This is a genomic window from Thermobispora bispora DSM 43833 (assembly GCF_000092645.1).
Taxonomy (GTDB): domain Bacteria; phylum Actinomycetota; class Actinomycetes; order Streptosporangiales; family Streptosporangiaceae; genus Thermobispora; species Thermobispora bispora.
This window is the reverse complement of the sequence record NC_014165.1, coordinates 3,036,514-3,062,953: the sequence shown is the minus strand read 5'-3', so window position 1 is coordinate 3,062,953 and position 26,440 is coordinate 3,036,514. Positions and strand designations below refer to the sequence as shown.

General features: G+C 74.9%; 22 protein-coding genes. 16 read left to right on the top strand and 6 right to left on the bottom strand.

The features are described 5' to 3' along the window. Positions 1-7: 7 nt before the first annotated feature. The 4 genes from TBIS_RS12925 to TBIS_RS12910 all read left to right on the top strand — a co-directional run bounded on the left by TBIS_RS12925 (position 8) and on the right by TBIS_RS12910 (position 5,940). Positions 8-1,333 (top strand): MFS transporter, encoded by a 1,326-nt coding sequence (locus TBIS_RS12925; RefSeq protein ID WP_013132843.1) that lies wholly within the window; start codon positions 8-10, stop codon positions 1,331-1,333. Next, positions 1,330-3,006 (top strand): thiamine pyrophosphate-dependent enzyme, encoded by a 1,677-nt coding sequence (locus tag TBIS_RS12920; protein WP_013132842.1) that lies wholly within the window; start codon positions 1,330-1,332, stop codon positions 3,004-3,006. The genes TBIS_RS12925 and TBIS_RS12920 overlap by 4 nt, the downstream gene beginning before the upstream one ends. Continuing rightward, on the top strand, positions 3,003-4,376 hold the full coding sequence (locus TBIS_RS12915; RefSeq protein WP_013132841.1) for an aminobutyraldehyde dehydrogenase: 1,374 nt from the start codon (positions 3,003-3,005) through the stop codon (positions 4,374-4,376). Before TBIS_RS12920 ends, TBIS_RS12915 begins: the two co-directional genes overlap by 4 nt. A 145-nt stretch (positions 4,377-4,521) precedes the next feature. Next, on the top strand, positions 4,522-5,940 hold the full coding sequence (locus tag TBIS_RS12910; protein WP_013132840.1) for a GH1 family beta-glucosidase: 1,419 nt from the start codon (positions 4,522-4,524) through the stop codon (positions 5,938-5,940). On the opposite strand, the gene TBIS_RS19445 is transcribed toward TBIS_RS12910, so the two are convergent. Beyond that, a complete protein-coding gene (locus TBIS_RS19445) occupies positions 5,907-6,047 on the bottom strand; it encodes a hypothetical protein (RefSeq protein ID WP_013132839.1) in 141 nt (46 codons plus the stop codon). The two genes, TBIS_RS12910 and TBIS_RS19445, sit on opposite strands and share 34 nt — an antisense overlap. Positions 6,048-6,705: 658 nt before the next feature. Here TBIS_RS19445 and TBIS_RS12905 point away from each other — a divergent pair. Then, positions 6,706-8,079 (top strand): L-serine ammonia-lyase, encoded by a 1,374-nt coding sequence (locus TBIS_RS12905; protein ID WP_041431560.1) that lies wholly within the window; start codon positions 6,706-6,708, stop codon positions 8,077-8,079. Between the two features lie 142 nt (positions 8,080-8,221). Continuing rightward, positions 8,222-8,767 (top strand): hypothetical protein, encoded by a 546-nt coding sequence (locus TBIS_RS12900; RefSeq protein WP_013132837.1) that lies wholly within the window; start codon positions 8,222-8,224, stop codon positions 8,765-8,767. A gap of 90 nt (positions 8,768-8,857) precedes the next feature. Here the strand turns inward: TBIS_RS12900 and TBIS_RS12895 are convergent, their stop codons facing one another. Beyond that, positions 8,858-9,796 (bottom strand): 5-oxoprolinase subunit C family protein, encoded by a 939-nt coding sequence (locus TBIS_RS12895; protein ID WP_013132836.1) that lies wholly within the window; start codon positions 9,794-9,796, stop codon positions 8,858-8,860. Beyond that, positions 9,789-10,403 carry a 5-oxoprolinase subunit B family protein gene (locus tag TBIS_RS12890; RefSeq protein WP_013132835.1) on the bottom strand — a complete coding sequence of 205 codons (615 nt, stop codon included), beginning with the start codon at positions 10,401-10,403 and terminating at the stop codon, positions 9,789-9,791. The genes TBIS_RS12895 and TBIS_RS12890 overlap by 8 nt, the downstream gene beginning before the upstream one ends. Before the next feature lie 1,010 nt (positions 10,404-11,413). On the opposite strand from TBIS_RS12890, the gene TBIS_RS12885 reads away from it, so the two are divergent. The 3 genes from TBIS_RS12885 (at position 11,414) to TBIS_RS12875 (ending at position 15,955) form a co-directional block, all read left to right on the top strand. Next, the gene (locus TBIS_RS12885; RefSeq protein WP_206771177.1) at positions 11,414-12,862 is read left to right on the top strand and encodes a B12-binding domain-containing radical SAM protein; all 1,449 of its coding nucleotides are present in this window, start codon (positions 11,414-11,416) and stop codon (positions 12,860-12,862) included. A gap of 188 nt (positions 12,863-13,050) precedes the next feature. Beyond that, the gene (locus tag TBIS_RS12880; RefSeq protein ID WP_013132833.1) at positions 13,051-14,586 is read left to right on the top strand and encodes a PucR family transcriptional regulator; all 1,536 of its coding nucleotides are present in this window, start codon (positions 13,051-13,053) and stop codon (positions 14,584-14,586) included. Between the two features lie 91 nt (positions 14,587-14,677). Then, a complete protein-coding gene (locus TBIS_RS12875) occupies positions 14,678-15,955 on the top strand; it encodes an NAD(P)/FAD-dependent oxidoreductase (RefSeq protein WP_341849550.1) in 1,278 nt (425 codons plus the stop codon). A 275-nt stretch (positions 15,956-16,230) separates the two neighbouring features. On the opposite strand, the gene TBIS_RS12870 is transcribed toward TBIS_RS12875, so the two are convergent. Next, a complete protein-coding gene (locus TBIS_RS12870; RefSeq protein WP_013132831.1) occupies positions 16,231-17,001 on the bottom strand; it encodes an IclR family transcriptional regulator in 771 nt (256 codons plus the stop codon). Positions 17,002-17,250: 249 nt separating this feature from the next. Between TBIS_RS12870 and TBIS_RS12865 the strand changes: the two genes are divergently transcribed. From TBIS_RS12865 to alc, 7 genes are all read left to right on the top strand, one after another. After that, positions 17,251-18,588, top strand: a complete 1,338-nt coding sequence (locus TBIS_RS12865; RefSeq protein ID WP_013132830.1) for a DUF6986 family protein — start codon at positions 17,251-17,253, stop codon at positions 18,586-18,588. Further along, on the top strand, positions 18,585-18,830 hold the full coding sequence (locus TBIS_RS12860; RefSeq protein ID WP_013132829.1) for a thiamine-binding protein: 246 nt from the start codon (positions 18,585-18,587) through the stop codon (positions 18,828-18,830). The genes TBIS_RS12865 and TBIS_RS12860 overlap by 4 nt, the downstream gene beginning before the upstream one ends. Then, positions 18,823-19,188 (top strand): helix-turn-helix domain-containing protein, encoded by a 366-nt coding sequence (locus TBIS_RS12855; protein ID WP_013132828.1) that lies wholly within the window; start codon positions 18,823-18,825, stop codon positions 19,186-19,188. The genes TBIS_RS12860 and TBIS_RS12855 overlap by 8 nt, the downstream gene beginning before the upstream one ends. A gap of 479 nt (positions 19,189-19,667) precedes the next feature. Continuing rightward, positions 19,668-20,573, top strand: coding sequence for a factor-independent urate hydroxylase (gene pucL / locus TBIS_RS12850; RefSeq protein WP_013132827.1), 906 nt, complete (start codon positions 19,668-19,670; stop codon positions 20,571-20,573). Between the two features lie 57 nt (positions 20,574-20,630). Next, the gene (locus TBIS_RS12845) at positions 20,631-21,758 is read left to right on the top strand and encodes a glycerate kinase (RefSeq protein WP_013132826.1); all 1,128 of its coding nucleotides are present in this window, start codon (positions 20,631-20,633) and stop codon (positions 21,756-21,758) included. Between the two features lie 52 nt (positions 21,759-21,810). Next, a complete protein-coding gene (allB, locus tag TBIS_RS12840) occupies positions 21,811-23,241 on the top strand; it encodes an allantoinase AllB (RefSeq protein ID WP_013132825.1) in 1,431 nt (476 codons plus the stop codon). Further along, positions 23,238-24,383, top strand: coding sequence for an allantoicase (alc, locus tag TBIS_RS12835; protein ID WP_013132824.1), 1,146 nt, complete (start codon positions 23,238-23,240; stop codon positions 24,381-24,383). The genes allB and alc overlap by 4 nt, the downstream gene beginning before the upstream one ends. A 182-nt stretch (positions 24,384-24,565) precedes the next feature. Here alc and TBIS_RS12830 read toward each other — a convergent pair whose 3' ends face one another. Together TBIS_RS12830 and TBIS_RS12825 are read right to left on the bottom strand one after the other, a co-directional pair. Beyond that, complete coding sequence (locus TBIS_RS12830; protein WP_013132823.1) at positions 24,566-25,501, bottom strand: ribokinase; 936 nt, start codon at positions 25,499-25,501, stop codon at positions 24,566-24,568. After that, a complete protein-coding gene (locus TBIS_RS12825) occupies positions 25,498-26,439 on the bottom strand; it encodes a nucleoside hydrolase (RefSeq protein WP_013132822.1) in 942 nt (313 codons plus the stop codon). Before TBIS_RS12825 ends, TBIS_RS12830 begins: the two co-directional genes overlap by 4 nt. Position 26,440: the final 1 nt, after the last annotated feature.

The following is a 26,440-nucleotide window of genomic DNA, read 5'->3' as shown; positions in this document are numbered from 1 at the left end:
AGTGACCATGTCCATCGCCATGGAAAGCAAGCAGCGGGACATCCGCCGTCTCGCCATCGCGGCGTACGTCGGCACCGCCCTCGAGTGGTACGACTTCTTCCTCTACGGAACCGCCGCCGCGCTGGTCTTCAACAAGCTGTTCTTCCCGTCCCTCGACCCGGTCATCGGCACGATCGCCTCGTTCACCACCTTCGCGGTCGGCTTCATCGCCCGCCCGTTCGGCGCCGCGCTCTTCGGCCACATCGGCGACCGGCACGGCCGCAAGCAGGCCCTGATCATCACCGTGGTGCTGATGGGCTGCGCCACCGGGCTCATCGGCCTGCTCCCCGGCTACGACAGCATCGGCATCGCCGCGCCGATCCTGCTCGCGACCCTGCGCTTCCTGCAGGGCGTCTCGGTCGGCGGTGAGTGGGGCGGCGCCATGCTGCTCACCCTGGAGCACGCCCCGGAGAAGCGGCACGGACTGTACGCGGCGATCCCCCAGCTCGGCTCGCCCACCGGCACCCTGCTCTCCAGCGGCGCGTTCGCCCTGGTCGGCCTGCTGCCGGACGACCAGTTCTACGCCTGGGGCTGGCGGATCCCCTTCCTCGCCGCGTTCCTCCTGCTGTTCGTCGGCCTCTACCTGCGGGTCCGGATCGAGGAGTCCCCGCTGTTCCGCAAGGTCATGGCGGAGAACAAGCGCGAGCGGCTCCCGCTGATCACCGCGCTGCGCACCTCGTCCTCCCGGATGGGCCTCAGCGTCATGGCCGCGGTCCTCGGCATCGGCGGGTTCTTCCTCGTCTCCACCTTCATGATCAACTACGGCACGGCCAAGCTCGGCGTGGCCAAGTCGGTCATGCTCAACGCCACCCTGGTCGGCGCCGTGGTGGAGATCGTCATCCTCTGGGTGTTCGGCCTGCTCGCCGACCGGATCGGCGCGTGGCGGGTCTGCGCCCTCGGCGGCGTGGCCACGATCATCGCGGCCTTCCCCGTGTTCTGGCTGGTCGGCACCGGGAACACCGCGCTCATCGTGCTCGGCGTCTCGCTCGGCTTCGCCGTGGTCTCCATCCCGTACGCCCCGATCGGCGCGCTCGTCGCCCAGATGTTCACCGACGAGAGCCGCTACAGCGCGGTGGCCATGTCCTACAACCTCGCCGGCGTGGTCGGCGGCCTCGTCCCGCTGATCACCGAGTCGCTGCTCGCCGGCACCGGCCAGGCCGCCTGGGTGCCGCCCGTCCTCCTCGCGGTGATCGCCCTGATCACCACCGTGGGCTCCGCCGGGGCCGGCGCGGTCCTGCGCCGCCGCCGGTTCTTCGGCGCCACCGTCGACGAAGTGGCGGTGAGCCACCGGTGACCGGCGAACACCCGAGCCCGCGGACCGGCGGCCGGATCCTCGTCGACCAGCTCCACCGGCACGGGGTGCGCATGGCGTTCTGCGTGCCGGGGGAGAGCTACCTCGCCGCGCTCGACGCGCTGCACGGGTCGCCCATCCGGCTGGTCGTCTGCCGCCACGAGGGCGGCGCCGCCTACATGGCCGAGGCGTACGGCAAGCTCACCGGGGACCCCGGGGTGTGCTTCGTCACCCGGGGCCCCGGGGCGGCCAACGCCCTGGTGGCGCTGCACACCGCGCACCAGGACGCCACGCCGCTCGTGCTCTTCGTCGGCCTGGTCCCGCGCGGCCACCGCGACCGGTTCGCCTTCCAGGAGATCGACCTGCGGGCCACCTTCGGCTCGCACGCCAAGCTCGTGGAGACCATCGACGACGCCGCCCGGATCCCGGAGCACGTGGCCCGCGCGTTCGCGGCCGCGCGCTCCGGGCGGCCCGGCCCGGTGGTCCTCGGCCTGCCCGAGGACATGCTCACCGACGAGGCGGCGGTGGCCGACGCCGACCCGATCCCCGTGCCCGAGGGGGCGGTCTCCGACGCCGAGCTGGTCCGCCTGCACGACCTGCTCACCGCCGCCGAGCGGCCGATCGTCGTCGCCGGCGGCGGCCGGTGGACGGCCCGGGCCGTGCGCGGCCTGCAGGAGTGGGCCGAGCGGTGGGCGCTGCCGGTCGCGGTCGACTTCCGCTGCCAGGACCTCATCGACAACGACTCGCCCAGCTACGTGGGCCCGCTCGGGTACGGCCGGGACGACCGGCTCGCCGCCCGGCTGCGCGACGCCGACCTGGTGATCTGCGTGGGCTGCCCGCCCGGTGACGTGCTCACCGACGGGTTCGAGCTGCTCACCCCGCGGCCGGGCCGGACGCTCGTGCAGGTCCTGCCGTACGCCGACGTGCCCGGGCTGACCCACCGGCCCGACCTGGCCATCCTCGCCTCGCCCGAGGCGTTCGCCACCGCGGTGGGCGACCTCCTCCCGGGCGGGCCGCCCGCCTGGCTCGCCGAGACCGAGCGGGCGCGGGCCGAGCACCTCGCCTACCGGACCCCGGTGCCCGAGGGGGACGCCCTCGACCTCAACGCCGTCTACGGCGAGCTCGCCGCCGCGCTGCCGGAGGACGCGATCATCACCTTCGGGGCGGGCAACCACGCGCTCTGGGCGCAGCGCTTCCTGCCGTACCGCGCCTACCCGGCCCAGCTCGCGCCGCGGAACGGCTCCATGGGGTACGGCGTCCCCGCCGCGATCGCGGCCGCGCTGCTCTTCCCCGAGCGGCGGGTGATCTCCGTCGCCGGGGACGGGTGCTTCCTGATGAACGGCCAGGAGCTCGCCACCGCGATCGCCACCGGCGCCGCCCCGGTCATCCTGGTCCACAACAACGGGACGTACGGCACGATCCGCCAGCACCAGGAGCGCACCTACCCTGGGCGGGTGTCCGGCACCGACCTGGTCAACCCGGACTTCGCCGCCTACGCGCGGGCCTTCGGCGCCCACGGGGAGACCGTGGAGCGGACGGCCGACTTCGGCCCCGCCCTCCGCCGGGCCCTCGGCTCGGGCAAGGCCGCGGTCATCGACCTGCGCATGGACCCCGGGCGGCTCGCCCCCGGCACCACCGTGGCCGGCCTCCGCGCCGCCCGACTGGAGGAGGAATGACCGACGTCACGCTGACCAACATCATCGCCGGTGAGGAGACCGGCGCGGCCGGCCGGATGGAGCTCGTCGACCCGGCCACCGGCGAGGTGTACGGCACGGCGCCCCGGTCGTCGGCCGCCGACGTGGACGCGGCCGTGACCGCGGCCGCGCGGGCGTTCGCCGCCTGGCGGCGCACCACCCCGGCGGAGCGGCAGCGCCTCCTGCTGCGCCTGGCCGACCTCGTCGAGGCGCGCGCCGATGAGCTGCTGGACGCGGAGGTCCGGTCCACCGGCAAGCCCCGGGAGACCACGCGCGCCATGGAGATCCTCCGCTCCGCGGACCAGCTCCGGTTCTTCGCCGGCGCCGCCCGCACCCTGGAGGGGAGCGCGGCCGGGGAGTACGCGGCCGGCCACACCTCCCTGATCCGGCGGGAGCCGGTCGGCGTGGTGGCCCAGGTGACCCCCTGGAACTACCCGCTGATGATGGCGGTGTGGAAGATCGGCCCGGCGCTCGCCGCGGGCAACACGGTGGTGCTCAAGCCGAGCGACACCACCCCCTGGTCGACCGTGCTGCTCGGCCGGCTCTGCGCCGAGGTCTTCCCGCCGGGCGTGGTGAACGTGGTCTGCGGTGACCGGGACACCGGGCGCGCCCTCGTCGCCCACCCCCGCCCGGACATGGTGGCGATCACCGGCAGCACCCGGGCCGGGGCCGAGGTGATGGCCGCGGCCGCGCCGGACGTGAAGAACGTCCACCTCGAGCTGGGCGGCAAGGCCCCGGCGGTCGTCTTCGACGACGTCGACGTCGCGGACACCGCGCAGCGGATCGCCGAGGCGGCGTACTTCAACGCCGGCCAGGACTGCACCGCGGCCTGCCGGGTCCTGGTCCACGAGCGGATCCACGACGACCTGGTCGCCGCGCTCGCCGGGGCGGCCGAGCGGACCACGACCGGCGGCCCGGACGAGCCGGGCGTCTACTACGGGCCGCTCAACAACGCCGCCCAGGCCGACCGGGTCGCCGGCTTCCTCGCGCGGCTCCCCGGGCACGCCACCGTGGTGACCGGCGGGCACCGGATCGACCGGCCCGGCTTCTTCCACGCCCCCACCGTGGTCACCGGGGTGCGGCAGGACGACGAGATCGTCCAGCAGGAGGTCTTCGGGCCCGTGGTCACCGTGCAGCCGTTCCGCACCGAGGAGGAGGCGATCGCGCTCGCCAACGGCGTGCCGTACGGCCTCGCCTCGAGCGTGTGGACCCGCGACGTGGGCCGGGCGATGCGGCTCTCCGCCGAGCTCGACTTCGGCGCGGTCTGGGTCAACTGCCACCAGGTGATCATCGCGGAGATGCCGCACGGCGGGTACAAGAAGTCCGGCATCGGGCGCGACCTGTCCGTCTAGGGCCTGGAGGACTACACCCGGGTCAAGCACGTGATGATCAGCCAGCGCTGACCGGCCGCCCCGGGCGGGGCTCGTATGATCGGCTCCGTGGGATCGCTCCCACGAGCCGGGGCGATCCCCGGGACGTCACGGAGGGGCGAACGAGATGACGGCGGCCGAGCAGCGCCCGCTGGCGCCGGGGGCGTTCCCCGAGGGGTTCGTCTGGGGCACGGCGACCTCCGCGTACCAGATCGAGGGGGCCGTCGACGCCGACGGCCGGGGACCGTCGATCTGGGACGTCTTCTGCCGGGTCCCCGGCGCGATCGCCCGCGGGGAGTCCGGCGACCACGCCTGCGACCACTACCACCGCTGGCGGGAGGACGTCGCGCTCATGTCCGAGCTCGGCGTGGGCGCGTACCGCTTCTCCGTGGCCTGGCCCCGGGTGCTGCCCGAGGGCGCAGGCCGGGTCGAGCAGCGCGGCCTCGACTTCTACCGCCGGCTGGTGGACGAGCTGCGCGCCCGGGACATCGAGCCGTTCGTCACCCTCTACCACTGGGACCTGCCCCAGGCGCTGGAGGACCGCGGCGGCTGGCGGGTCCGCGACACCGCCGAGCGCTTCGCCGACTACGCCGAGGTGGTCGCCGGCGCGCTCGGCGACCGGGTGAGGTACTGGATCACGCTCAACGAGCCGTACTGCTCGGCGATCGCCGGGTACGCGGAGGGCAGGCACGCGCCCGGCGCCCGCGAGGGGCACGGCGCGCTCGCCGCCGCGCACCACCTGCTCCTCGGCCACGGGCTCGCCACCGAGCGGCTCCGCGGGCGCCCCGGGCTCCGGGTCGGCATCACCCTCAACATGTCGCCCGCCGTCCCGGCGGGCCCGGCACCGGAGGACGCCGCCGCGGCCCGGCGGATGGACCTCCTGGTCAACCGGCAGTTCACCGACCCGCTCCTCGGCCGCCGCTACCCCGAGGACATGGCCGAGACGTTCGGCGCGATCACCGACTTCTCGTTCCGGCGGGAGGGGGACCTCGAGATCATCGGCGCCCCGCTCGACTTCCTCGGGGTGAACTACTACTACCGGATCCACGCCGCGGCCGCGCCGTACGAGCAGCCGGACCCGGCGCGGCGCACCGCGGCCGACATCGGCGCGCGCACGGTGGTCCCGGAAGGGGTGCGCACCAGCGGGCTCGGCTGGCCGGTGGAGCCGGAAGGCCTCCACCAGACCCTCACCTGGCTCGCCCGCCGCTACCCGGGGCTGCCGCCGATCTACATCACCGAGAACGGCTACGGCGACGACGGCACGCTGCAGGACGACGGGCGCATCGCCTACCTGCGCGACCACCTCGCCGCGCTCGCGGACGCGATCGCCGACGGGGTCGACGTCCGCGGCTGGTTCTGCTGGTCGCTGCTGGACAACTTCGAGTGGGCGCGAGGGTACGCCGCCCGGTTCGGGCTGGTCCACGTCGACTACGCCACCCAGGCCCGGACGCCGAAGGCCAGCTTCCACTGGCTGCGCGCGTTCCTCCGGGAGCACGCGCCCGCGGGCCCGGATCAGCGCTCGGGCTCGCCGTCCTCGACGCGGTAGGTCTTCGTCCAGGTGGCGCCGCACTGGCAGCGGGTCGTCTCCACGAGCTCGCCGTCCTCGGACACGGCGAATCCCGCGGTCACACGGACGTGCACGTGCACGCTCATCGGGCTTGACTTCCTGTCGGGTGGGGGTTCGGTGGGGACAGGCTCTGCCTGTTTGGCAGGGCACAATACCACGCTGATCAGGGCAAATGCGCCTTGACGGGCAGAAACTTCACAATACGTCCCATCGGTCGCCGCCGCGAACCCACCACGGTGAACCCTTGCGCAGCGGACCCGTCACACCGGACCCGTCGCCGCGGACCGTGCGGACGCCGTACCAGGTGATCGTGGATCGCGGCCTCATCCGGGCGCCGCGAACCGTGACCACGCCGTGTCCCCGGCGTTTCCCTGAGTCTGTTGTCCTGGTGCGGGCCGTCCACCCGCCGCGCCGCCCCGCCGGGTGGACGGCCCGCCCGCGGGGGCCGGGCGTGCCCGGATCGGCGAACCGCTGTACGCTGCCGATCCGGCCGGTCCCAGACCGCCACCCATCACGTCCGCCACGACCGCGAGGAGCACCCGCGATGGCCGAGCCCAGGAGCCCACGCGGCCTCCGCCGCCCGGGCGGCGGTGAGCGCGCGCGAGGGCCCGCGCCCGGCCGGGCCACCCGGGCGGCTCGAAATCCGCGAGCCCCCCGCCGCGGCCCGGGGTGCCGTGCCGTACCCAGGCGGCCTGCGTGGCGGGACCGTCTCTGGGCGTCGCCGGATGCGTCGGGGAGAACGCCGTGACACTCAGCGTCTTCGATCTGTTCAAGGTGGGCATCGGCCCATCGAGCTCGCACACCGTGGGTCCGATGCGCGCGGCCAAGAGCTTCGTGGAACGGCTGCTCCACGACGGCCTGCTCGACCGGACCGACCGGGTCCGCGCCGAGCTGTACGGCTCGCTCGGGGCGACCGGGCACGGCCACGGCAGCCCCAAGGCCGTGCTGCTCGGCCTGGAGGGCAAGGACCCGGAGACCGTCGACCCCGACGAGGTCGACCCGGCCGTGGCGCGGATCCGGGAGAGCGGGCGCGTGCGGCTGCTCGGCAAGCGCGAGGTGCGGTTCACCGAGGACGAGGACCTGGTGATGCACCGGCGTGTCAGCCTGCCGTACCACCCGAACGGCATGATCTTCACCGCCTGGGACGCGGCGGGCGAGAAGCTCTGCGAGCGCACTTACTACTCGGTCGGCGGCGGCTTCGTCGTGGACGAGGCGGCCACCGGGGCGGCGCGCGTCGTGCCGGACACCACGCCGGTGCCGTACCCGTTCCGCACCGCCGCCGAGCTGCTCGCCCACACCCAGGCCACCGGCCTGCCCATCAGCGGGGTGATGCTCGCCAACGAGCAGGCCTGGCGCAGCGAGCGGGAGATCCGGGACGGGCTGCTGCGCATCTGGCGGGTGATGTGCGAGTGCATCGAGCGCGGATCCACCCGGGAAGGGGTGCTGCCGGGCGGGCTGAAGGTGCGGCGCCGGGCACCCGCGCTGCGGCGCGCGCTCGAGGGCCGGGCCGACCCGGCCGACCCGCTGGTCGCGCTCGACTGGGTCACGCTGTTCGCGCTCGCGGTCAACGAGGAGAACGCCGCCGGGGGCCGGGTGGTGACCGCGCCCACCAACGGCGCCGCCGGGATCGTGCCCGCCGTGCTGAGCTACTACATGCGGTTCGTCCCCGGGGCGAACGAGGACGGGGTGGTGCGGTTCCTCCTCACCGCCGGGGCGATCGGCGTGCTCTACAAGGAGAACGCCTCGATCTCGGGCGCCGAGGTCGGCTGCCAGGGCGAGGTGGGGTCCGCCTGCTCCATGGCCGCGGGCGGGCTCGCCGAGGTGCTCGGCGGCACGCCCGAGCAGGTGGAGAACGCCGCCGAGATCGCCATGGAGCACAACCTTGGGCTCACCTGCGACCCGGTCGGCGGGCTGGTGCAGATCCCCTGCATCGAGCGGAACGCCGTCGGCGCGATCAAGGCGGTCACCGCGGCCCGGATGGCCCTGCGCGGGGACGGCACCCACCACGTGTCCCTGGACAAGGTCATCAAGACCATGCGGGAGACCGGCGCGGACATGAAGGACAAGTACAAGGAGACCGCGCGCGGCGGCCTCGCCGTCAACATCATCGAGTGCTGACCCGCCGGCCGGCGGGCCGGGCGGCGGCCGCGCGCCGGGCGGGCGCCCCGGCCGGTCGGCGGATGGGTGATGCCCCGGCCGCTCGGCCGATGGGCGATCACGACCGCGGCCGGGGCGGACCGGCCGCTTAGACTCCCAAGGTATGCAGCGGCTGAGCAGCACTGTGGTCGTGGTGGCCGGGGACCGCGCCGCGGAGGTGGTCTCCGGGCTCGACGGGCTGCACAACGTGCGGGCGGTCGTCCGGGGAGACCGGTCGCCCGCCGAGATCACCGAGCTGCTGGCGAAGTCCGCGGCGACCTACGTGGTGCACGACGCCGACCCGCTCGCCGAGGTCGCCGACGCCTGGACCGGCTTCTTCGACGGCACGGAGCCGGTGGGCGGCCTGGAGGTCGCGATCGAGAGCACGCTGGCCGCGCTGCGCGCCGACCGGCTGGTCCTGCCCGACTACTACATCGTGCTCGACCCCGGGGAGCTGCCGGAGACCCGGCGGCACTGGTGGCTCGGCGTGCTCGCCGGGGCCGCGCCGTCCCGCGTGATCCCCTGCCAGGCGTCGGTGTCGGCCGTGACCGAGGCCCTCGGCCGGCTCTCGGCCGGGCGGTGGTGGCCGTCCGACCTCGACGGCTGGCTCCGCGGCCTGCCCCGCGTCGTGCCCGACCGCGCCGGCGTGACCGCCGGATCGTCCGCCTGAGCGGCCCCGTACGGCCGGCCGTCCGGTACGGCCCGCACCCGCACGGGCGGGTCCGTCGCGCGGGGCTCTCGGGCGGCGGGCGGTCGCGGATCAGCGGAGGCGGCCCGGGCGGACCAGGCGGAACCGGATCCGCTGCCCGGGACGGGCCTGCGCGGCCCGGTCCACGTCCCGGCCGAGCACCACGGCGATCACCGGGTACCCGCCGGTCACCGGGTGGTCGGCGAGCAGCAGCGTCGGCTGCCCAGAGGGCGGCACCTGGAGCGCCCCGGAGACCATGCCCTCGCTCGGCAGCTCATCCCGGCGCACCCGTTCCAGGTACGGCCCGCGCAGCCGCATGCCCACCCGGTCGCTCTCCGGGGTCACCTCGTACGGCTCCGCGCAGAGCGCCTGCAGGGCGGCGGGGCTGAACCAGTCGTCCCGGGGGCCGGGGATCGCGTGGAGGACCAGGTCGCCGTCCGCGGGCTCGGGCACCGGGGCGAGATCGACCGTGGGGAAGCGGTCCGGTGGCGGGCCGACCGGGAGCAGCGTGCCCGGCTTCGGTGGCGGCGGGCCGAGCCCGGAGAGGGTGTCCGTGGACCGTGACCCCAGCACCGCGGGGACGTCGAGGCCGCCGCGCACCGCGAGGTAGGTGCGCAGCCCGCGGGCCGGGGTGCCGAGCCGGAGCGTCGCACCGTCCGGCAGCCGCTCGACCGCCTGGTGCCCCACCGGCCTCCTGCGCCCCGACGCGTCGGTGAGCACGGCCGGGCAGCGGGCGCCGGTGAGCGCGATCACCAGGTCCCCGTGGGCGCGCACCTCGAGCCCGCCCAGGGTGATCTCCAGACCGGCCGCGCCCTCGGGGTTGCCGAGCAGGCGGTTGGCGAGCCGGAGCGCGCCGCGGTCCGCCGCGCCGGAGCGCCCCACGCCGAGATGGGCGTGCCCGATCCGGCCGAGGTCCTGCACCGTGGTGAGCGGGCCGGTCGCCAGCACCAGCAGCGCCCGGCCGCCGGGGGAGGAGGCCCCGCCGGGGACGCGGTGGGACGGCTCAGCCATCGCGCACCTCGCGGAACGTCACCCGGGTGCCCGGGCGGAGCAGGGCCGGCGAGCTCGCCTCGGGGTCCCAGAGCGCGATCTCGGTGCGCCCGATGAGCTGCCATCCCCCGGGGGACTCGCGGGGGTAGATGCCGCTGAACGGCCCGGCGAGCCCGACCGAGCCGGCGGGCACCCGCACCCGCGGCGTCGGCCGTCGCGGCACGGTGAGCCGGGGGTCCCCGCCGGTGAGGTAGCCGAAGCCGGGGGCGAACCCGCAGAACGCCACGGTCCACGGCCGGCCGGTGTGCGCGGCGATCACCTCCCGCTCGTCGAGCCCGGTGTGGGCGGCCACGTCCGCCAGGTCGGCGCCGTCGTACACGACCGGGATGATCACTTCGACCCGGTGCGACCGGCCCCGCCCGGCCGGCCGGGCCGTACGGACCGCGGTCTCCACGGTGGCCGCGGTCGCCGGCGGCTCGAAGCGGACCAGGAGCGTGCGGGCGGCGGGGACGATGTCCGTGACCCCGTGGGGCGGGTCGGCGCAGAGGGCGTCGTAGAGCGCGAGCACCTCGTCGAGGCCGTTCAGCTCCACCAGGAGCGCGCCGTCGCCGCAGTGCCGCAGGTCCACCGTGCTCGTCCCTCCTCCCGTGCGCGGCGCCGAGGGCGGTCTTCTTCACATTCTGGCGTACGCGTCACACGGCGGGATGTGCGCGATAAAGCCCGGAGAAATGCAATAGGGAGCGCGTGCGGCGATTTTTCGCCATCGAATTCGCGTCGGCCGCGCACCTGGTCAGATGGTGTGCGCGGGCACGTCATCTGTGATGACACGCGAGAGGAATGGACGCGAAGGGCGGATCGCCGGGTGAATCGGCTCCCGCATTCCCGGTCGCCCGGATATGCCCGGCGGCGGGGGAAAGGGGATTTCCCGTACGCCGGCCCGGAGGCGCGGGGTGCTCCGCGGCGCCCAGCGGGCGAGGGACGGTTTTCCCGTACGCGGGCCGGGAGGCGGCCGGTGGGGTGCTGAGCGCTCACCGCCGCGATCCGCCACTTGAGCGGCGGCGTCGGCGATCGCCCGGCAGAGCCGCGCTTCCCCGGCGCAGGGTGCGGTGCCGTACCGGCCGGTGAGCCGTGCCGGCCGGCGAAGGATACCCTGGCAGCCCAGGTGCCTCGGGCGCAGGGGCGGTAACCGGCCTCGCCGGGATACGGTGGCGGAGTGGATCAGCTTCAGCGGGTCGCCGATCTGGCCCGCGACGTGCCGGGGCCACGGCCATCGGCGCCTACCTGCACGGGTCCTCCGTGCTCGGCGGCCGCGAACCGGCCAGTGACCTGGACGTGCTCCTCGTCTCGCGGGCGGCGCGGGGCCGCCCCGCCGTGGGCGGCCGCCGCATGCCCGTTGCGATGGCCGGGCCGGCCGGGTCCGGCCGCCGTGGCGGTCACCGGCGCCGGACCGACGCCGATCGTCTGCGGGCCGAGCGGATTCCCTTCCCATCCGCGGGCGTCTCGCCGCCCCGATGACCTTCGCCGCTGCCCGACGGGGCGGCACGGACCGGCAGCGGAATCGTGATCTCCTCATACCTGACCGGAATCGTCGCGAACCCGCGGCCCGAATTCCGGGTCAAACCGGGCGTGCGTGTGAAGATGATCCTGCCGGCCCTCACCGAGGCGACGTCACCCTTCTTCCGGCCGATCAAGTACTCGCTCTTCCCGCCGCTCGGCCTCGCCACCCTCGCCGGGTACCTCGACCCCGACGACGAGGTGACGATCACCGACGAGCACGTGCAGAAGATCGACCTCGCCGACGAGCCCGACCTGGTGGTCATCCAGGTCTACATCACCTCCGCGAAGCGGGCGTACGAGCTGGCCGACCACTACCGGGCCAAGGGCGCGTACGTCTGCCTCGGCGGGCTGCACGTGACCTCGCTGCCGGAGGAGGCGGCCCGGCACGCCGACACGATCTTCTGCGGGCCGGGGGAGGACACCTGGCCGAGGTTCCTCGCCGACTTCCGGGCGGGGCACCCGGCGCCCCGGTACGACTCCACCGAACGCACCCTGGCCACGCTCCCGCCGGTGCGGCGCGACCTGATCGACCGGCGGCGCTACCTGGTGCCGAACTCGATCGTGGTCTCCCGCGGCTGCCCGCACGTCTGCGACTTCTGCTACAAGGAGGCGTTCTTCAAGGGCGGCAAGTCCTTCTACACCCAGGCGGTCGACGCCGCGCTCGCCGAGATCGACCGGCTCCCCGGGCGCCACCTGTACTTCCTCGACGACCACCTCTTCGGCAACCCGCGGTTCGCCGCCGCGCTCTTCGACGGGATGCGCGGCATGGGCCGGCTGTGGCAGGCGGCCGGCACGGTGCAGTCCGTCCTCCGCCCCGGGCTGCTCGAGAAGGCGGTCGAGGCCGGTCTGCGCAGCCTCTTCGTCGGGTTCGAGACGCTCAGCTCGGCGAACCTCACCGAGCAGCGCAAGTGGCAGAACATCGGCCGCGACTACGAGGCGGCGATCCGGCGGCTCCATGAGCACGGGGTCATGGTCAACGGCAGCTTCGTGTTCGGGATGGACGAGGACGACACCTCGGTCTTCGACCGGACCGTCGAGTGGGCGATCGAGCAGGGCATCGAGACCGCGACCTTCCACATCCTCACGCCCTATCCCGGGACCCGGCTCTACGACCGGATGGCCCGGGCGGGCCGGATCCTCCACCACGACTGGGATCTCTACGACACCCGGCACGCCGTCTTCCGGCCCGCGCGGATGACCCCGGAGGAGCTGGAGGAGGGCTACTGGCGGGCGTACCGCGACTTCTACCGGTGGGGGTCGATCCTCCGCGGCGCCGCCACCAAGCCGACCCTGCGCGGCCGGCTGCGGCACGCCGCGTACGCCGCCGGGTGGAAGAAGTTCGAGCCGCTGTGGGACCTGGTCATCCGGGCCAAGCAGGTCGGGCGGCTGCTGCCCACGCTCGAGGCGATCCTCGCCGGGTTCGGCGCCCACCCCGCGGTGGAGGAGGCGGCCGAACCGGACGAGCCGGTCGCCAGGGAAACGGTCGCCAGGGAGATCGAACCGGCCGGCTCGCACACGTCACCGGCTTGAGAGCGGGCCGCGACGGCCCGCGGGGCAGGCCGGGGCGGGACGGCCTTCGCCCGGCGCGGTTCTCGCGTCTCGGTCCCGCCCGGGTGGGACGGTCACGGCCCGCCGCGCTCCGGGTACGCTGCGCTTGATCGGCGGTCCCACGCGACCTGCCGGTACGGCTCAGCACAGGACAGGCGGGCGCGCGGCTCATGCTCAAGCTCGATCGGTTGGTGAACGTGCTCGGCGGCTTCGGGGCGCGGCTCTGCTGCGCCCCGGCCTCCCGGGACGTGGAGCTGCGCAGCGTGGTGCTCCACGACCCGGCCGCGCCGCGCGCCGAGACCGGCGACGTGTTCCTCGCCGTCGGCGTGGAGTCCGCGGCCGAGGCGGTCCGCCTGGCCCGCGAGGCGTCGGCCGCCGTGGTCCTGGTCCGCGGCACCCCGCCGCTCGAGCGCGACGTGCTCGAGCAGGCCAACGCCGGCGGCGTCGCCGTACTGCTCGTGGAACCGGCGGTGAGCTGGAGCCAGCTCGTCGGCGCCGTCTACGGCCTGGTGCTCGAAGGCCGCCGCCCCGGCGCCGCCCACGGCCCGTCCGACCTGTTCGCCCTGGCCGACCGGCTCGCCGACGCGGTCGGCCACCCGGTCACCATCGAAGACCAGATGTCCCGGGTGTTCGCGTACTCCGGCGCCCAGCACGCCGCCGACCCGGCCCGGCTGGAGACGATCCTCGGCCGCCGGGTGCCCGAGCCCACCCGCCGGCTGCTCGAGCAGCGCGGGGTCTTCGCCCACCTCGCGACCTCGGACGAGCCGCTCTTCGTGGAGCCGTCGCCGGAGCACGGCCTGCGCGGGCGGATGGTCGTGGCCGTGCGCGCCGGGCGCGAGCTGCTCGGGTCGATCTGGGTGGAGTGCGAGGAGCCGCTCACCGGGGACCGCCGGGCCGCCCTGCTCGCCGGGGCCCGGACGGTCGCCCAGCACCTGCTGCGCTCCCGGGTCAGCGCGGACCTGGAACGGCAGGTCGAGGCCGACCTCGTGCTCCAGCTCATCGAGGGGACCGCGGACACGCCCCGGGTGCTCAGCGGGCTCGGCCTGCCGGAGGGGCAGTTCCGGGTGATCGCGCTCCAGGCGCACATCGGTGAGGAGCGCCACGCCGGGATCATGCTCGCCTACGACCGCGCCACCACCGGTTTCGGCTGGTCCCGGCCCGGGCGCAGCGCGCTGTTCGGCAACACGCTCTACACCGTGCTGCCGTGCGGGACCGACCCCGGCCCCGCGCTCAACTGGCTCAACATGATCGCGGAGGCCCTGCCGCGGCAGGTCACCGTGCACGCCGGGGTCGGGGGTGCGGCCGAGCCGGCCCAGCTCCCCGCGAGCCGGCGGGAGGCGGACGAGAGCCTCGCGCTCGGCACCGCCCGCCCGGACGCCCCGCGCGCGATCGTCTACGACGACGCGTGGGACCAGATCCTGCTGCAGCGCCTCCGGGCGGCCGCCGCCGCGGGCCGTACCCCCGCCAGGAGCCCCATCGCCGACCTGACCAGGTACGATGCCGAGCACGGCACCCAGTACATCCCCACCCTCCGCGCCTGGCTCGAGGCGCAGGGGGACCTCGCCGTGGTGGCCGACCGGCTCGGCATCCACCCGAACACGGTGCGGTACCGGCTGCGGCGGATGGCCGAGATCACCAACCTCGAGCTGCACCGCCCCGAGAAGCGGCTCGCGATGATCATCGCCCTGGCGGTGCACCAGGGATGACCTGCGGTTGTTCCTCCCGGACAAGCCCTTGCCGGGCACTTGTGCGACTTTGACAGACCCTTTCCGCGCGGCCGGGGGAAAGCTGGAGAACATAAGGCAGCGGCAGAGTGGAGACAGGTTCATGGACATCGCCGGACCGCGTACGGCAGTCGTGATCGGTGCCGGTGTGGTGGGGCTTTCCACCGCCTGGTTCCTGCAGGAGCACGGCGTAGAGGTCACCGTGGTCGACCGCCGTGGGGTCGCCGCCGGTGCGTCGTGGGGCAACGCCGGATATCTCTCCCCCGGCCTGGCCATCCCCCTCAACGAGCCAGGGGTCCTGCGATACGGCCTGCGCTCGCTGCTCGACCCGGGCGCGCCCCTGCACGTGCCGGCCACCCCGGACCCGGGGCTCTGGTCGTTCCTCCTCAGGTTCGCGGCGAACTGCACCTGGCGCTCGTGGGGCCGGGCCGTACGGGCCAACCTCGCCTTCAACGAGGAGTGCCTGGAGGCGTTCGACTACCTCACCTCGAACGGCGTCGAGGCCCCCACGATCGAAGCCCCGATCACGGCGGCCTTCGAGACCGAGCGGCAGGCCGCGGCCTTGCTGCACGAGCTCAAGCGCATCAACGAGTCCGGGATGCGGATCGAGTACGCCGCGCTCACCGGCGATGAACTCAGGAGCCGGGTACCGCAGATCTCCACCCAGGTGCGGGCCGGAGTCCGGCTGGATGGGCAGCGGTACGTCGATCCCGGACGCTTCACTCACGCGCTCGCCGAGTCCGTGACCGCGCGCGGTGGCACGATCCGGTCGGGCTTCGAGGTGACGGAGATCCGGCCGGCCCTCAACGGCATCCTCGTCCGGTCCACCGGTGACGAGACCATCAAGGCGGACGTCGTCGTGGTCGCCACCGGCGCCTGGCTCAACCGGCTCGGCAAGGAGCTCGGCGTCCGCGTGCCGGTGCGGGCCGGGCGTGGCTACTCCTTCACCGTCCCGACCGACAAGCCCGTGCCCGGGCCGATCTACCTCCCGGCCGTGCGGGTGGCGTGCACGCCGTACCAGGGCAAGCTCCGTGTCGCCGGCACCATGGAGTTCCGTGGGCCGGACGACCCGCTGGTGCAGCGCCGCATCGACGCCATCATCAAGTCGGCCCGGCCGCTGCTCACCGGGGTCGACTGGAACGGGATCACCGACATGTGGGTCGGCCCGCGCCCGGTCTCCCCGGACGGCAGGCCGCTCGTCGGGGCCACCCGGGTCCCCGGCGTGTTCGTCGCGGGCGGCCACGGCATGTGGGGGCTCACCCACGGACCGGTCACCGGGCGCGCGCTCGCCGAGCAGATCGTCACCGGCAAGCAGCCCGCGGCCCTGTGGGACTTCGACCCCACGCGCTGACTCGCTCCCGGCTGAATCTCGCTTCCGGCCCCGTTCGCCGTCGGCGCCGCATGATCGCGGCGACCGGCCCCGCGAACGGGGCCGTTTGCTTTTCCGGCGGACGATCGCCCGACGGAGTGCCGAAGATCCCGGTCAGAGAGGCGGCGGCGGCCATCGCCGATGCCCCAGGCATCGGAGGTGTCGCTGGCGTTGCCACGGCGGACCGGCGCCATTCCGCAGACCTGCTGGCCAGCGGATTCGCCGTAACCGCACCGAATTCAAGGTCACCGCGCGGGCTAGGAGCGCTGGGTGAGGTCGGCGGCGAGCGCGGCCGCCGCCTTCTGCAGCAGCGGTACGGCTCGCGCGACCAGCTCGTCGGTCATCCGGGTCACCGGCCCGGAGATCGAGATGGCCATCTGGGCCGGGCCGCCGGGCACGGCCACGGCCACACAGCGGACCCCGACCTCCTGCTCGCCGTCGTCGGTGGCGTAGCCGCGCTCCCGGATCCGGTCGAGCTCCTCGGCGAACCGCTCCGGGTCGGTGATCGTGTGCTCGGTCTGCGCGGGCATGCCGGTGCGGCGCAGGATCTCCTGCACCTGCTCGGCGGGGAGGTTGGCGAGCAGGACCTTCCCCACCGCCGTGCAGTGGGCGTACACCTTCCGGCCGACCTCGGTGAACATCCGCATCGAGTGCCGGGAGGGGACCTGGCCGACGTAGACCACCCGGTCCCCGTCGAGCATCGCGAGGTTGGCGGTCTCGCCGAGGGTGTCGACGAGCTCGGCGAGGTGGGGCCGCGCCCAGGTGCCGAGCAGCCGGCTGGCGCTCTCCCCGAGCCGGATCAGCTTGGGGCCGAGCGCGTACTGCCGGGAGGGCTCCTGGCGCACGTACCCGAGGTCGGTGAGCGTGCGGACGAGCCGGTGGATGGTGGGCAGCGGAAGGTCGCAGGCGGTGGCGAGCGCGGAGAGGCTGATCCGCCCGTCTGACTCGGCCATGGCCTCCAGCACCTGGAAGGCCCGGGTCACCGATTGGACGCCGCCGGTGCGTTCGGCCTGCTCGCTCGCCGCCACGCTACCCCCTCGCCGCTTTTCCGGATACTGAAAAGCCTACTACCGCAGGTCGCCCCCTGGAGCGCGAACTTCCGTAACGCGGTAGGGATCGTTCACCATACAGAAGGATCACGGTCCGGCGACCGGTGACGCCAGACCGCCGTCCGGCGCGGCGGCCGGCCGAAGACGACACGGCCAGGCCGCGCGAGGAGACGTCCGCCGCATGAAGGCCGCGTCACCGCCCCGCCCGCCACGTGCGAGGAGGCAACGTTGACCCAGAACGCCCCAGGCGCTGGCCGGCTCGGCGAGGACGTGCTCGCCGAGGTCGACGCGCGGCTCGCCGACGCCGACGCCCGCCTCACCCGGTGCTATCCGGGGGACCCGGGCACCCGCCAGCCGGTGCACACGGTCTACGTCCCGGCGGACCGCTACCACGCGGACCTGGTGGCGGAGTGGGGCGCCCAGGCGCTGGCCGCGGCGGCCGAGCACGGGGGCCTGGCGGCCGTCGCCGAGGCGGCGCAGATCGACCCGGAGCTCGCCGAGCAGCTGCTCGAGCGGGTGGAGGCGAAGCTCACCACCGAGCCGATCGAGGACCTCCGCATCGACTTCGAGGACGGGTACGGCCACCGCGGCGACGAACGGGAGGACGCCGACGCGCGGCGCGTGGTCGAGCAGCTCGCCTCCGCCGGCCACGCGCGCTCGCCGTACGTCGGGATCCGGTTCAAGAGCCTCGAGGCGGCCACCCGGCGGCGGGGCATCCGCACCCTCGACCTGGTGGTGGGCGGCCTGGCCGAGGCCGGCGGGCTCCCCGAGGGCTTCGTCGTCACCCTGCCCAAGGTCACCGCGGTCGAGCAGGTCGAGGCGATGGTGTTCGTCTGCGAGCGGCTCGAGGAGGCGTACGGCCTGCCGCCGGGGCGGCTGCGGTTCGAGATCCAGATCGAGACCCCGCAGTCGATCATCGCGGCGGACGGCACGGCCACCGTGGCCCGGATGATCCAGGCGGCGCAGGGCCGGTGCACCGGCCTGCACTACGGCACCTACGACTACAGCGCGGCCTGTGGCATCGCCGCCGCGTACCAGAGCATGGAGCACCCGGCCGCCGACTTCGCCAAGGCGGTGATGCAGGCGGCCGCGGCCGGCACCGGGGTGCGGCTGTCCGACGGCTCGACGAACGTGCTCCCGGTCGGCGACCCCGGCACGGTGCGCGCCGCGTGGCGGCTCCACGCCCGGCTGGTGCGCCGCTCCCTGGAGCGCGGGTTCTACCAGGGGTGGGACCTGCACCCGGCCCAGCTCCCCACCCGGTTCCTCGCCACCTACGCCTTCTTCCGGGACGGGCTGCCCGCGGCCGCGGCCCGGCTGCGCGCGTACGCCGATCGGGCGGGCTCGCAGGTGCTCGACGAGCCGGCCACCGCGCAGGCACTGGCCGGGTACCTGATCCGCGGGCTGGACTGCGGCGCGCTCGGCGCGGACGAGGTCGAGCGGCTCACCGGCCTGGACCGCGCGGCCCTCGACCGCTTCTACCGGCGCGAGGCGCCCGGGGGTGCGGCGGCGCCGGGCGCTCCGACCGCCGGGCGCCCGGGTCGGCCGGGCGGTAGTCTCCGGCCATGAGGCTCATCGCGGAGTTCACCACCGAACCCTTCGTCGGCGAGGGCACTCCGCCCGCGCACGCCACCAGCGCGTTCGAGGCCGCCCGGGCGTCCGGGCTGACCTGCGAGTTCGGGCCGCTCGGCACGATGGTCCAGGGTGAGGCCGACCGGGTGCTCTCCGTCCTCAACTCCGTGCTCGCGGCCGCGTTCGCCAACGGCGCCACCCGGGTGACCGTGCAGGTCGAGCGGGAGACCGATGGCTGATCCCCGTTCGCATCCGCTGGTCGCCGCGGTGCTCCCGCTGGTCGAACGGGTGGGCGGCGAGGTGGTGGCCCCCGAGGAGATCCAGGCCGGTGACGTGCCGCTGGTCTGGGAGGGGGAGACGGTGGCCGGGGTCCGGCTGCCCGACCCAGGTGGTGGGCTCGAGCGGCTCATCGCCGAGGTGGAGCGGGAGCTCGGCGGGCCGTTACGGGACCTGCCCCGCTCGGCCAAGCAGCGCGCGGTGCGGCTGCTGGAGGAGCGCGGGGCGTTCGCCTTCCGCAAGTCGGCGGAGCTGGTCGCCGAGGCGCTCGGGGTGAGCCGGTTCACCGTCTACAACTACCTGAACCGCGGCCGGCGCTGATCGGCCACGTCTCTCGTCGTCGCCCTGTTCATCGGCGGTCAGACCGGCCAGCGCCGATCACCGGCCGCGTCCGTGGGGATTGTCGGCCTTGGGATCGCCGGCTCACCCAGGGTGCCAGGTGCCTCGTCCACCTCGGTCGCGGGCGAGGTTCATCCGCTGTCAACGCTGATCGTCCGTCTCACCGCGGCCCTGCGGACGTTCGACCACCGTCGGCGCTGATCGTCGGCACTCCGTCGGCGTTGATCGTCCCATTTCCTCCTGCAACAGCGACATCTGTCATCATGTGCCGCCGATCGGGGCAATTCTTCAACAAACTGTTGACGATGGCTGATCGCGAACTTAGGCTCCGAGCCGAGGAGGGGCGCCCGGTGATCGAGGCGGGAGGCCGGGCGTCCGCCTCCTCGGCCACAGGAAGACGCGCCCGGTGCGCACCGTGCCGCAGCACGCTTCGGCCACGTCGACCTGCCTAGGAGCTGATCATGGCCATCGTCCTCGGACGCAACCAGTACGGCAAGGCGGAGGTCCGCGTGTTCCGGGTCTACCGGGACACGCCGCGGCATGAGGTCCGCGACCTCAACGTGTGGACCGCGCTCCGCGGGGACTTCACCGACGCGCACGTCACCGGCGACCAGTCGCACGTGCTGCCGACCGACACCCAGAAGAACACCGTCTACGCCCTCGCCAAGAAGGAGGGCATCCGGGCGATCGAGGACTTCGCGCTCACGCTCGGCGACCACTTCCTCCGGCAGGTCCCGGCCGCCACCGGGGCGCGCATCGCCATCGAGGAGTACGCCTGGGACCGCATCGACGTCGACGGCACCGGGCACGACCACGGCTTCGTCCGCCGCGGCCAGGGCACCCGCACCACCGTGGTGACCGTCGAGGGCCGGGGCGATGAGCGCCGCGCCTGGGTGCTCTCCGGCATCTCCGACCTGATCATCGCCAAGACCACGGGGTCGGAGTTCCACGGCTTCCTCAAGGACGAGTACACCACCCTGGAGGAGACCCACGACCGGATCCTCGCCACCAGCCTGCACACCCGGTGGCGGTACCTCACCACCGACGTCGACTGGGACAAGACCTTCGCCTCGGTCCGGTCGATCCTGCTGCGGCAGTTCGCCACCGTGCACAGCCTCGCGCTCCAGCAGACGCTGTACGCCATGGGCAGCGCGGTGCTCGAGGCCCACCCGGAGATCGCGGAGATCCGGCTCTCCGCCCCGAACAAGCACCACTTCCTCGTCGACCTGCAGCCGTTCGGCCTCGACAACCCGGGCGAGGTGTTCTACGCGTCCGACCGGCCGTACGGGCTGATCGAGGCGTCGGTGGTGCGCGACGACGTGCCCGAGGCGCCCGAGGCCTGGCTTGCCACGCCCGGCTTCTGCTGACAGGGTCGGCAGCGAGCCCGCCGCCACCGCGGCGGCCCGGACCGCGGAGCAACCGGAATGCCCCACGTCGTCGTCGCCCCGGACAAGTTCAAAGGCTCCCTCACCGCGGCTGAGGTGGCCCGGCACGTCGCCGCCGGCCTGCGCCGTGCCGTACCCGGGCTGTCCGTGGCGACGCTGCCGGTGGCCGACGGCGGCGAGGGCACGCTCGACGCGGTGATCTCCGCCGGGTTCCGGCGGGTGCCGGTCCGCGCGACCGGGCCCACCGGGGAGCCGGTGGACACCGCGTACGCGGAGCGGGACGGCACCGCGGTGGTGGAGCTCGCCGACGTGTCCGGGCTGGCCCGGCTGCCCGGCGGGCGCCCGGACCCGCTCCGGGCGAGCAGCCGCGGCACCGGCGAGGTCATGGCCGCCGCCCTCGACGCGGGCTGCGCCCGCCTGGTCCTCGGCATCGGCGGGAGCGCCTGCACCGATGGCGGGGCGGGCATGGTCCAGGCCCTCGGCGGCGTGCTCCTCGACCGCGACGGGAACGAGCTCCCCCCGGGCGGGGCCGCGCTGCGCGACCTCGCCCGGATCGACCTGACCGGGCTCCACCCCCGGCTGCGCGAGGTGGAGCTCACCGTCGCCTGCGACGTCGACAACCCGCTGCTCGGCCCGCGCGGCGCCGCCGCGGTGTACGGCCCGCAGAAGGGGGCCGGCCCGGCCGAGATCGCGGTGCTCGATGCCGGGCTCGCCCGGTGGGCGGAGCTGGTCACCGCGGCCACCGGGGCCGACCGCACCGAGACGCCCGGTGCCGGGGCCGCGGGCGGGGTCGGGTTCGCCGCGGTCGCCGTGCTCGGGGCAACCCTGCGCCCGGGCATCGCCCTCCTGCTCGACGTGCTCGGCTTCCGGCCGGCGGTCAAGGGAGCCGCGCTCGTCGTCACCGGCGAGGGGTCCCTGGACGCGCAGACCCTCCACGGCAAGGCCCCGGCGGGCGTGGCCGCGGCCGCGCGCGAGCACGGGGTGCCCGTGGTCGCCGTGGCCGGCCGGTGCACGCTCACCGCCGCCGAGCTCGCCCGGATCGGCATCGACGCCGCCTACCCGCTCACCGACCTCGAACCCGACCCGGACCGCTGCATGGCCGAGGCCGGCCCGCTGCTCGAGCGGGCCGCGGAGCTGATCGCCGCCCGGCACCTCCGGGCCGCGTGACCCCGCCCCGGCCGGCCGTACCGGAACGGCCCGTACGGCCGGCGCCGCCCCCATGCGGCGGGGACCGGTGCACCACCCGGCGGTGCTCCGCCAGGGGCGCCCCGCCCGGGCGGCGGACACCGCCACCGCACGACACAGGGAGGACACCACGAGCCGCCACGACCTCGTCATACGGGCCCGGCGGGTCATCACCGGCGCCGGGGAGACCGGCCGGTGCATCGGCGTCACCGGCGGGAGGATCACCGCGGTCGAGCCGCTCGGCTCCGCGCTCACCGGGGACCGGGTGGTCGAGTACGGCGACGACGTGGTCCTGCTGCCCGGCCTGGTCGACACCCACGTCCACGTCAACGAGCCCGGCCGCACCGAGTGGGAGGGCTTCGCCACCGCGACCCGGGCGGCCGCGGCCGGGGGGATCACCACCCTCATCGACATGCCGCTCAACAGCGTCCCGCCGACCGTCGACCCGGCCGCGCTCGAGGCCAAGCGGGCGAGCGCCGCCGGCCGGTGCCACGTGGACGTGGGCTTCTGGGGCGGCGCCGTACCGGGCAACCTCGGCAAGCTGCGCCCGCTGCACGAGGCCGGGGTGTTCGGCTTCAAGTGCTTCCTCATCGACTCGGGGGTCGAGGAGTTCGGCCACCTCGACCCGGCCCTGCTCGCCGAGGTGCTCGCCGAGGTGGCCCGGTTCGGCGGGCTCGTGCTCGTCCACGCCGAGGACCCGGCCGAGATCGGGCGGGCGCCGGCGGCCCGCGGCCGGCGCTACCGGGACTTCCTCGCCTCCCGGCCCAGCCGGGCCGAGGACGCGGCGATCGCCCGGGTGATCGAGGCGGCGGCCGCCACCGGGTGCCGGGTGCACATCCTCCACCTGGCGAGCTCGGACGCGCTCGCGATGATCGAGGCGGCGCGGCGCGACGGGGTCCGGATCACCGTGGAGACCTGCCCGCACTACCTCACCTTCGCCGCGGAGGAGATCCCGGACGGCGCCACCCAGTTCAAGTGCTGCCCGCCGATCCGGGAGGCGGCCCACCGGGAGCGGCTCTGGGCCGGGCTCGCCCGCGGGGCCGTGGACTGCGTGGTCTCCGACCACTCGCCGTGCACCCCCGACCTCAAGCGCCTCGACGCGGGCGACTTCGGCCTCGCCTGGGGCGGCATCTCCTCGCTGCAGCTCGGCCTGCCCGCGGTGTGGACCGAGGCGCGCCGGCGCGGGCACACGCTCCGCGACGTGGCGCGCTGGCTCGCCGAACGGCCCGCCGAGATCGCCGGGCTGCGGCGGAAGGGCCGCATCGCGGTCGGGTACGACGCTGACTTCTGCGTGTTCGCCCCGGATGAGGAGTTCACCGTGGACCCCGCCCGCCTCCACCACCGGAACCCGATCACCCCGTACGCCGGCCGGACGCTCACCGGGGTGGTCCGGCGGACCTGGCTCCGCGGCGCCGAGGTGGGCGGCGAGCCGGCCGGCCGGCTGCTCAGACGAGGGGAAGCATGACGGACTTCACGCACCTGCCCGACCTCGCCTCCCGGGCCCTCGGCGGGAGCGTCGTGTACGCCAACGACGAGTTCTTCGCCGAGCGGGAGAACCTGATCAAGCCCGAGCCGCCGGTGTTCGACCCGGCCGCGTTCGGCCACAAGGGAAAGGTGTACGACGGGTGGGAGACCCGGCGCCGCCGGGAGCCCGGCCACGACCACGCGGTGGTGCGGCTCGGGGTCCCCGGCGTGGTGCGCGGGGTGGTGGTGGACACCGCGTACTTCCGCGGCAACTACCCGCCGTACGTCTCGGTCGAGGCGGCGAGCGTCGAGGGCCACCCCTCGCCGGCCGAGCTCGCGGAGGCCGAGTGGGTGCCGCTCGTCCCCAAGTCACCGGCGCAGGGCGACCACGCCAACCGGTACCCCGTGGCCGTGGAGCGGTGCTTCACCCACGTCCGGCTCTCCATCTACCCGGACGGCGGGGTGGCCCGGTTCCGGGTCCACGGCGAGCCGGTGCCCGACCCCCGGTTCCTCATCGGCACGGTCGACCTCGCCGCCCTGGAGAACGGCGGCACGATCGTCGACTGCTCGAACATGTTCTACTCCTCGCCGGTGAACCTGCTGCTGCCCGGCCGGGCCCGGCACATGGGCGAGGGGTGGGAGAACGCGCGGCGCCGCGACGGCGGCAACGACCACGTCACGGTACGGCTCGGCGCCGCGGGGCACGTGCGGCTGGTCGAGCTCGACACCTCGTACTTCCTCGGCAACGCGCCCGGGTGGGCCCGGCTGCGCGGCATCGACGCGCGCACCGGCGACCTCGCGGACGAGGGCGCGTGGTTCGACCTGGTGCCGCGGACCCGGCTCCAGCCCGACACCCGGCACCGGTTCCGCACCGACCCGGCCCGCGCGGTGACCCACGTGCGGCTCGACGTGTACCCCGACGGCGGGCTGGCCCGGCTCCGCGTGCACGGGGAGCTCGCGCCGGGCGCCCGGGAGGAGCTGGTGCTGCGCTGGCTCAACCTGCTCCCCGGGGGTCACGCCCGCGCCGTGCTCCAAGGGGAGGCCGGGCTGAGCGGCGAGGACGCGGCCGCGCTCGTCGCGCGCCGGCCCTTCCCCGGCCTCGACGCGCTGCCCGAACCGGTCCGCGCCGCCCTGCTCGGCTGACCCCGGCCGGGATCGCGCACGTCACCGGCCCGGGACCGGTTCACCGGCCCGGTGGGGCAGCGCGCCCGCCCGGCGCCTCGGCACGCCCGGCGGGCGCGCACGTCTCGGCATGCCCCCGTTCGGCGGACGCGCCCGCGACCGTCACGCCGCCGGAGGGCCGGTACGGCCGGGCCGTACCGGTGTCAGGCCGGCGAGGCGGCGGGGCCGGGCGCGGGAGGGGCGGCGAGGTCCGCGGCCGTGGGCAGCGCGTCGATCGCCCCGGGCCGGGAGACCGTGACCGCGGCGGCGCGGCAGCCCCGGGCCGCCGCCTCGGCGAGCGGCTCCCCGGCGAGCAGCCCGGCCACCAGGCCGGCGCAGAAGCTGTCCCCGGCGGCCGTGGCGTCCACCGCCCGCACCGGCACCGCGGGCACCCGGGCCACGCCGTCGGCGGTGACCACCATGGCCCCGTCGGCGCCGAGGGTGACCACGACCGCCCGCGGCCCGCCGGGCAGCAGGCTCCGGGCGAGGTCGGCCACCTCATCCGGGCTCTCCGGGGTGGGCGCCTGGCAGAGGACGGCGAGCTCGTGCCGGTTGGGGACGAGCACGTCCACCCGGGAGAGCAGCTCCCGGGGGAGCGGCCGCGCCGGGGCGGGGTTGAGCACGACCGTGCCGGTGGCCAGGCGCACGGCCTCGGCCACGGCGGGGATCGGGATCTCGAGCTGGGCGAGCACGGCCCGCGCGCCGGTGATCGTGCCCTCGGCCGCGCGCACCCGGCCGGCGTCGAGCCGGCCGTTGGCGCCCGGGCTCACCACGATCGTGCTCTCCCCGTCCCCCTCCTCGAGGATGATCATCGCGAGGCCGGTCGGCGCGGGCACCGGGACGAGGTGCCGGACGTCCACGCCCTCCGCGCGGAGCCGCTCGGCGAGCATCCCCCCGTCCGCGTCCTCGCCCACGCAGCCGATCATGGCCGTGCGCAGGCCGAGCCGGGCGCACGCCACGGCCTGGTTCGCGCCCTTGCCGCCCGGCCCGCGGCGGGCGTCCGCGCCGAGCACGGTCTCGCCCGGCCGCGGCACCCGCCCCACCGGCACGGTGAGGTCGAGGTTGACACTGCCGACGACGGCGACGTCCACCCCGCTCATGCGCGGCCCCCCAGGCGCTCGACCGCGGCGATCATCAGCTCCCAGAACCGGTCGCGGTCGAGGGTGATGCCGACGTCGGCGTTCGGCTCCCACCCCATGCGGCGGTGGAGGTCGACGACCGTCGCCCCGCGGGTGTACGCCCCCTCCAGCTCCACGCGGACCGGGGCCCGCACGCACTCGACCACGCTCCGGTCGATCACGTAGGCCACCGCGACCGGGTCGTGCAGCGGCGGCGCCTCGAAGCCCCACAGCCGCCGGTACGTGCCGCCGAAGAAGGTCATCAGCTCGGCGCAGACCTCGCCGAGCCGGGTGCCCAGCCCGCGGAACCGGTCCACCACGTCCGGGGTGACCAGGGCCTGGTGGGTCACGTTGAGCCCGTGGAGGGTGACCGGCAGGCCGCTCGCGAGCACCTCGGCCGCGGCCTCGGGGTCGACGTAGACGTTGAACTCCGCGTACGGGGTGTGGTTGCCCCGTTCGATGCTGCCGCCCATGACGACCAGCTCGCGGATGCGGGAGGCGTCCTCCGGGTGGCGGCGCAGCAGCGTGGCGACGTTGGTCAGCGGCCCCACCGCGATGATCGTGACCGGTTCGGGGCTCTCCCGGAGGATGCGGTGCATGAGGTCGACCGCGTGCTCCCCGGCGAGGGGCACGGTGGGCGGGCCGAGCTCGGGGCCGTCGAGGCCGCTCTCCCCGTGCACGTCGGCCGCGGTCTCCAGGGCGCCGGCGAGCGGCCGGTCGCACCCGGCGGCCACGGGCACGCCGGTGATCCCGGCGAGCGTGCAGACCCGGCGGGCGTTGAGCGACGTCTTCTCCAGCGTCTGGTTGCCCGCCACCGTGGTGATCGCCTTGAGGTCGATCGCCGGGTCGGCGGCGGCGAGCATGATGGCGAGCGCGTCGTCGTGCCCGGGGTCGCAGTCGAGGATGACCGGGGTGGCCACG

Coding starts and splice junctions, on each gene's coding strand:
- TBIS_RS12860 (WP_013132829.1), top strand. CDS start 18,585: ATGAGGCTCATCGCGGAGTTCACCACCGAACCCTTCGTCGGCGAGGGC.
- TBIS_RS19445 (WP_013132839.1), bottom strand. CDS start 6,047: ATGAGCGTGCACGTGCACGTCCGTGTGACCGCGGGATTCGCCGTGTCC.
- TBIS_RS12915 (WP_013132841.1), top strand. CDS start 3,003: ATGACCGACGTCACGCTGACCAACATCATCGCCGGTGAGGAGACCGGC.
- TBIS_RS12880 (WP_013132833.1), top strand. CDS start 13,051: ATGCTCAAGCTCGATCGGTTGGTGAACGTGCTCGGCGGCTTCGGGGCG.
- TBIS_RS12925 (WP_013132843.1), top strand. CDS start 8: ATGTCCATCGCCATGGAAAGCAAGCAGCGGGACATCCGCCGTCTCGCC.
- pucL (WP_013132827.1), top strand. CDS start 19,668: ATGGCCATCGTCCTCGGACGCAACCAGTACGGCAAGGCGGAGGTCCGC.
- TBIS_RS12885 (WP_206771177.1), top strand. CDS start 11,414: ATGATCCTGCCGGCCCTCACCGAGGCGACGTCACCCTTCTTCCGGCCG.
- alc (WP_013132824.1), top strand. CDS start 23,238: ATGACGGACTTCACGCACCTGCCCGACCTCGCCTCCCGGGCCCTCGGC.
- TBIS_RS12855 (WP_013132828.1), top strand. CDS start 18,823: ATGGCTGATCCCCGTTCGCATCCGCTGGTCGCCGCGGTGCTCCCGCTG.
- TBIS_RS12895 (WP_013132836.1), bottom strand. CDS start 9,796: ATGGCTGAGCCGTCCCACCGCGTCCCCGGCGGGGCCTCCTCCCCCGGC.
- TBIS_RS12845 (WP_013132826.1), top strand. CDS start 20,631: ATGCCCCACGTCGTCGTCGCCCCGGACAAGTTCAAAGGCTCCCTCACC.
- TBIS_RS12830 (WP_013132823.1), bottom strand. CDS start 25,501: ATGAGCGGGGTGGACGTCGCCGTCGTCGGCAGTGTCAACCTCGACCTC.
- allB (WP_013132825.1), top strand. CDS start 21,811: ATGCGGCGGGGACCGGTGCACCACCCGGCGGTGCTCCGCCAGGGGCGC.
- TBIS_RS12900 (WP_013132837.1), top strand. CDS start 8,222: ATGCAGCGGCTGAGCAGCACTGTGGTCGTGGTGGCCGGGGACCGCGCC.
- TBIS_RS12910 (WP_013132840.1), top strand. CDS start 4,522: ATGACGGCGGCCGAGCAGCGCCCGCTGGCGCCGGGGGCGTTCCCCGAG.